The 6,021-nt window shown below is 72.7% G+C and carries 6 protein-coding genes and 1 pseudogene; 3 read left to right on the top strand and 4 right to left on the bottom strand.

All coding sequences use genetic code 11. The annotated features are described in order from the left end of the window. The 4 genes and pseudogenes from U9980_RS04450 to U9980_RS04435 all read right to left on the bottom strand — a co-directional run. Window positions 1–767: pseudogene (locus U9980_RS04450) on the bottom strand (hypothetical protein); the annotation flags it as partial. Next, the gene (locus U9980_RS04445; RefSeq protein ID WP_322766800.1) at window positions 764–1,426 is read right to left on the bottom strand and encodes a class I SAM-dependent methyltransferase; all 663 of its coding nucleotides are present in this window, start codon (window positions 1,424–1,426) and stop codon (window positions 764–766) included. The gene U9980_RS04445 and the pseudogene U9980_RS04450, both read right to left, overlap by 4 nt. After that, on the bottom strand, window positions 1,423–2,061 hold the full coding sequence (locus U9980_RS04440) for a TIGR04282 family arsenosugar biosynthesis glycosyltransferase (RefSeq protein WP_322754366.1): 639 nt from the start codon (window positions 2,059–2,061) through the stop codon (window positions 1,423–1,425). The genes U9980_RS04445 and U9980_RS04440 overlap by 4 nt, the downstream gene beginning before the upstream one ends. Then, window positions 2,058–2,708: a glycosyltransferase family 2 protein gene (locus U9980_RS04435; protein WP_416210154.1), complete on the bottom strand. Its 651-nt coding sequence runs from the start codon at window positions 2,706–2,708 to the stop codon at window positions 2,058–2,060. Before U9980_RS04435 ends, U9980_RS04440 begins: the two co-directional genes overlap by 4 nt. 218 nt (window positions 2,709–2,926) lie before the next feature. On the opposite strand from U9980_RS04435, the gene U9980_RS04430 reads away from it, so the two are divergent. From U9980_RS04430 to U9980_RS04420, 3 genes are read left to right on the top strand one after another with little or no spacing between them, the layout of a single operon-like run. Beyond that, window positions 2,927–3,667: a response regulator transcription factor gene (locus tag U9980_RS04430; RefSeq protein ID WP_416210152.1), complete on the top strand. Its 741-nt coding sequence runs from the start codon at window positions 2,927–2,929 to the stop codon at window positions 3,665–3,667. Then, complete coding sequence (locus U9980_RS04425; RefSeq protein WP_322766798.1) at window positions 3,664–4,902, top strand: HAMP domain-containing sensor histidine kinase; 1,239 nt, start codon at window positions 3,664–3,666, stop codon at window positions 4,900–4,902. The genes U9980_RS04430 and U9980_RS04425 overlap by 4 nt, the downstream gene beginning before the upstream one ends. A gap of 54 nt (window positions 4,903–4,956) precedes the next feature. Continuing rightward, window positions 4,957–6,003, top strand: coding sequence for an NAD-dependent epimerase/dehydratase family protein (locus U9980_RS04420; protein WP_322766797.1), 1,047 nt, complete (start codon window positions 4,957–4,959; stop codon window positions 6,001–6,003). The last annotated feature ends 18 nt before the right edge of the window (window positions 6,004–6,021 follow it).

Genomic DNA, 6,021 nt, shown 5'->3' with positions numbered 1-6,021 from the left:
ACATGCGCGTCGATGCCGATGTCCAGACCGGCCAGCGGCGTCCAGGCATAGGCCGCGGCAAGCCGGGGATCGCGGCCCGATGCCGCCAGCGTCCGCATCAGCAGCACGGTCAGCGCCAGTGACGCCAGCGCCGCATAGAACTGGACCTTGTGCTCGCGCGGCGGACCGGGCAGGTAGTGCACGACGGTGAAGTACGCCTGGGCGACCGGCGGATAGATCGTGTGTGCCCGCGGGTAGTTGAGCCGCGTGCATCCCGGACCCCGCCCGATCGCGGCGCAGCCGCCATCGTCAGGCCACAGCCAGGCATCGTGCAGGTGGGCCAGCTCCGGCGAGTCCGTCGCGTACCGGTACGGGTCGATCCCGGACGCCTGCACCCGGCCGTCCCAGACGTAGCGGTAGAGGTCGTCACTCATCCGCGGCCCGGATGTGATCGCAAGGACGTGCACCGCGACGGCGCCGGCCAGCAGCAGGCCCGCGGCCACCCGCCGGGGCGCCACGCGGACCAGCAGCACCACCCCGAGCGCGGCCGCCGCCCACCAGCCGAGGGTCAGGTACAGCACGGGTGCCCGGCCCGGCAGCGGGCCCGGCTGCGCGATGACCGCGTATTCCAGGCCGAGCACGCCGACCAGCGCCGCCGATGCCGTGACCATCGCCCATCGGGAACGTGGTCGGCCCACGCCGGGTTGCAGGTGTGGCCGGGCCGTGGCGTTCGTGGTCAGATCCGTGGTCAGATCCGTGGTCAGATCCGTGGTCAGATCCGTGGTCATGTCCACCTGCCGGCGGTGGACACCAGCCGGCCGAAATGCCGACCGGAGCACTGCCACGTCTCGCCGACGCGCAGGTTCGCGGTTGCGGCGAGCGGCCCCATCCCGTTGACGCTGACGCCCGCCCAGCGAAACGGCGCGCTGACCAGGCCGCCGGCTTCCAACCGCGTCCAGTACGCCCCGCTCGGGGTGCCCGGCGGGTCGAGCTCGACCAGAACCGAGCCCCCCGGTGCCAACAACCGCGCGACGCGCGCCAGCAGGCGTCGCGGCTGCCCGCCGATCCCGATGTTGCCGTCGATCAACAGCACCTCACGCCAGCGCCCCTCCCCCGGCAGTGGGCCGAAGACGTCCCGGCACAACGCCGAGGCACCGGTCCGCCGTGCCAACGCGACGGCGAACGGCGCCACGTCGATGCCGAGCGCGGGAACCCCGCGTGCGGCCAGGCCGGCGGTCAGGCGCCCCGGCCCACAGCCGACGTCCAGCGTCGGCCCGGTGCACCGGACCAGGATCAGCTCGTCCGCCGGGGCGGGAGCGCCCAGCCACGCGGCGACCGGCAACCGCCTGCGCCCACGGCGGCCCGTCGCCCACAGGGTGGACTCCGACGAACGCAATGCGCTCTCGTAGACGGTGGCCGGGCGCAGGCCGACCGACCGGGCACTCACCGGGACACCCCCACACGTGCCCGTGCCCGTGCCGCGGCGGCGAACCGCCCGGCGGGTGCCAGGCTGGCAACCGGCTCCACGTCGGCGGCGGTGTCGACGTCACGAAGCGCCGGCAGCTCGGCCACGGTGAGGTTCGCCGCGCGCAGCCGGGCGTGCTGGAGCGCCCCGGTCCGCGCCGTCGAGGTGGGGATGCCACGCACGACGCAACCGTCGGCGTGGCGCAGCCCAAGGGCCCACCAGCCGCCGTCGAGCGCCCGGCCGAACACGGCGTCGGCCTGCTCCAACGCCTGGCATGCCGCGACGAGCACACCTGCGCTGACCTGTGGCGTGTCCATCCCGATCAGAAGGGCCGGCTCGCCCGACGCGGTGTCGAAGGCGGCGGCGAGGCGTTCGTCGAACGGTCCGTCGACCTGGTCGATCACTGGCACGTCCGGCGGCAGCCAGGCGCCGGGCCTGCCCTCGAGCACGACCAGCGGCCGGGCGCCGTGGCGCCGACATGCCTCGACGACGGTGTCCAGGGTGTCGGCGAGCGCGGCCGCGGCCAACGCGGCTGCCTCGGCCGGACTGTACGGGGGGGTGAGCCGGGTCTTGACCTTCCCGGGCACCGGTTCCTTGGCGATGACCAGCAGCCTCATGCCATCCGTCCCAGCACCGCGGACATGTCCCGGATGGTGCGGACCGTGCCCAGCGCGGTTCCGGTGACCTTGGACCGGCCGCGGCGGGGCAGATAGCCGACGTCGAGCTCGACGATGCGCCACTGCGCCGCAGCCGCGAGCGCGATGAGCTCAAGCGGGTAGCCGAACCGTCGGTCGGTGACACCGAGCGCGAGCAGGTCCTCCCGGCGGGCTGCCCGCATCGGGCCGATGTCGCGGACCGGCACCCGGGCGCGCCGGCGAAGTTCCCGGGCGACCACCGCGTTACCGGCCCGGGCATGCAACGGCCACGCGCGGGCCACCGTCGGCCGGCGCCGGCCGAGAACGAGATCGGCGCTGCCGGCGTCGACCGGCCCGACCAGACGCGGCAGGTCCCTCGGGTCGAGGGAGGCGTCCGCGTCGCAGACACAGACGACCGGTGCCGTGGCCGCGAGCAGACCGGCGTGCACCGCCGAGCCGTAGCCGCGTTCGGGCACATGCACCACGTGCGCGCCCAACTCCCGGGCGATGGTCGGCGAGCCGTCGGTGGACCCGTTGTCCGCCACGATCGGCCGGTAGCCGGCGGGCATGCGTGCCAGCACCCAGGGCAGGGCGGCGGCTTCGTCCAGACAGGGCAGGACGACATCCACCACAACATCCACAGCAGCACCCGGGGTGACGTCCACAGCAACACCGTCGTCGACGACGTTGCCGCCGCTGACCTGACTTTCAGTAACCATGGTCGGCAGCTTAGTCACCGATTGTGGCCGAATCTCTTACAGAACACGGAACATCGACCGCGAACTGTCCGGAGTGTGCGCCCTGGGCCGCGCAGATCTTACGAATCGGGGACGGCCCGGCTACCACGGTGCCAGCGGGCCGGGGCGCGAACTACCGTGAGCGGGTGGTGTGCGTACTGCTCATCGAGGACGATCCGACCGTCGCCGACGTCGTCGACCGTTATCTGTCGCATGCCGGCTTCGATGTCGACCGGGCCGCGGACGGACCGTCCGCGCTTGCCGCGGCGGCCGATCGGCCGCCGGACCTGGTGGTGCTGGACCTCATGCTGCCCGGCATCGGTGGGCTGGAGGTGTGCCGGCGCCTGCGGGAACACCGGCAGGTCCCGGTCGTCATGCTGACCGCACTGGGCGAGGAGTCCGACCGCATCGCCGGGCTGGAGACCGGCGCCGACGACTACGTCACCAAGCCCTTCTCACCGCGTGAACTCGTGCTGCGGGTCCAGTCGGTGTTGCGGCGCACGCTGGAGCCGCCGCCGGCGGGCCGCGGCGTGCTGCGAACCGGACGTCTCGTCGTCGACGTCGCCGCGCGCACGGCTACCCGCGACGGCGAGCCACTTGCGTTGACCGTCCGGGAATTCGACCTGCTCGCCTTCCTCCTGGCGCACCCGGGCGAGGCGTTCTCCCGGCCGGCACTGCTCGAACAGGTGTGGGGCTGGACCTTCGGCGACCCCTCGACGGTGACCGTCCACATCCGACGGCTGCGGGAGAAGGTCGAGGACGACCCGACCGCGCCGCAGGTGCTGGTGACCGTCTGGGGCGTCGGGTACCGGTGCGAAGCGGGCCGCGTGCGCGCAGTGGACCTGGCATGACGGCGTTTCTGGAGATCGCCGGGATCGCGCTGGGCTGCTCGCTGGCCGCGCCGTTGCTGGCGTTGCCCCTGTTGCGGCTGCGGGTGCTGTGGCGCGCATCGGTGCGGATCTGGGGCGCGGCGGTGGTCGTCGTCGGAGTCTGCGCGATGGCGGCCGGTGTCGCCGGAACCGCGGAGGCGATGTTCCTCTCCAACCACGATCTCGATGTCGTGCTCATCGTGCTCGCCGTGTCCGCGGTGGCCGCGACCACAACGACGCTCTGGCTCGGACGCCCGGTGGCCCGGGCATCGGTGACCCTCACCGATGCGGCCGGCCACCTTGGTGAGGACGGTTACCGACCGTCGCGGGCGACGCCGCCGACGGCAGAGCTCGCGGCGATCGCCCGTGCGCTGGACGACACCCACGTCCGGCTGGTCGCGGCCCGGGAACGGGAGCGGGCGCTGGAAGCCAGCCGGCGCGAGCTGGTCGCGTGGGTCAGCCACGACCTGCGCACACCGATCGCCGGCATCCGCGCCACCGCCGAGGCCCTCGACGACGGGGTGGTCACCGACGCCGCCACCGTGGCCCGCTACCACCGCACCATGGTGCGCGCCTGTGAACGCCTCACCACGATGGTCGACGACCTGTTCGAGCTGTCCCGGCTCCACGCCGGGACCCTTGAGCTGACGTTGGAGCGCGTCGCGCTCAGTGATGTCATCTCCGATGCCGTCGCCGCCGCGGATCCGCTCGCCCGCGCCAAGGGCGTCCTGCTCCACGGCGACGCCGACAACACCGCCAAGGTCGAGGTCGATGTGGCTGAGGTGGGCAGGGTCCTGACCAACCTGCTGGTGAACGCCATCCGGCACACGCCGAGCGACGGTACGGTCGCGGTGACCGGTCAGGTGTCCGACCGGCGCGCCGTGCTCGCGGTCGCGGACAGTTGCGGCGGGATTCCCGATGCCGACCTGGGCAGACTGTTCGAGACCGGCTACCGGGGTGAGACAGCGCGCACGCCACGCGGGCTCGCTGCCGAAGCCGGCACCGCCCACGGCAGCCCGCACGACAGCCCGCACGACAGCCGGCAGCATGGGCGCGAGGTGCGCACCGACCAGGGCAGCCGGTTTGGCCAGGGCAGCCGGTCCGGCCTCGGGCTGGCGATCGTGCGCGGCATCGTCGAGGCACACGGCGGCGACGTGACCGTACACAACATCGCCGGCGGCTGCCGGTTCGTCGTGGCGCTCCCGCTCACCGCGTGATGTTTTCCCGGCTCGTAAGGATTCAACGCCCGGAACGGCTATACCGTCGCCGTTGTGCGGATCCTCGTCACCGGCGGCGCCGGGTTCATCGGCTCTCACCTCGTCCAAGCCCTGGTACAGGCCGGTGAACACGTCCGGGTGCTCGACGCGCTGCACCCGGCGATCCACCGAGGACGCCCGCTCCCGACCGATGGTGTCGATCTTGTCGTCGGCGACGTGCGGGATGCCGACACGGTGGACGCCGCGCTCGACGGGGTGGACGCCGTGTGCCACCTGGCCGCCATGGTCGGCCAGGGCGTCGACCTCGGGGACCTGCCGGCCTACACCTCGCACAACGACTTCGGTACCGCGGTGGTACTGGCTGCGATGGCCAGCCGCGGTGTGCGCCGGCTGGTCCTGGCGAGCTCGATGGTCGTCTACGGCGAAGGTGCCTACCGCTGCGCCGCCGACGGGCCGGTACGACCGGCTCCCCGCCATGACCTGGATCTCAGAGCCGGACGGTACGAGCCGCCCTGCCCCAGTTGCGGCCAGCCACTGGAGCCGACCCTGGTCGGCGAGGATGCCCGGCTGGAGCCGCGAAGTGTGTACGCGGCCACCAAGGTCGCGCAGGAACACCTCGCCGCGGCGTGGGCGGTCGGCACCGGCGCACAGGCCATCGCGCTGCGCTACCACAACGTCTACGGCCCCCGGATGCCCCGCGACACCCCCTATGCGGGCGTCGCGTCCATCTTCCGCAGTGCGCTCGAGCGGGGCGCCGCGCCCGAGGTCTTCGAGGACGGCCGACAGCTGCGTGACTTCGTCCACGTGCACGACGTGGCCCGGGCGAACGTCCTTGCGCTGGCGCCGGGTGCAGCCACACCGGGCCGGCTGCGGGCCTTCAACATCGGAAGTGGACAGCCCCACACGATCGGCGAGATGGCCGGCGCCCTAGCCCGGGCACACGGCGGCCCGCAACCCGTCGTCACCGGATTGTATCGCGCCGGTGACGTCCGGCACGTGACCGCTTCGTCGGCGCTGGCCCGCGACGCTCTAGGCTATCAGCCGACGGTCGATTTCGACGAAGGTGTGGCAGCCTTCGCCCACGCCCCCCTGCGCGGCTGACCGCTACCCGAGCATCAT

Source organism: Protofrankia sp. Cr1, assembly GCF_963555865.1.
GTDB lineage: Bacteria > Actinomycetota > Actinomycetes > Frankiales > Frankiaceae > Protofrankia.
This window is presented reverse-complemented; position numbering and strand designations above follow the sequence as displayed.

What these genes read in the sequence shown, in the direction of transcription:
- U9980_RS04425 (WP_322766798.1), top strand. Translation starts at nt 3,664, where the DNA reads ATGACGGCGTTTCTGGAGATCGCCGGGATCGCGCTGGGCTGCTCGCTG.
- U9980_RS04440 (WP_322754366.1), bottom strand. Translation starts at nt 2,061, where the DNA reads ATGAGGCTGCTGGTCATCGCCAAGGAACCGGTGCCCGGGAAGGTCAAG.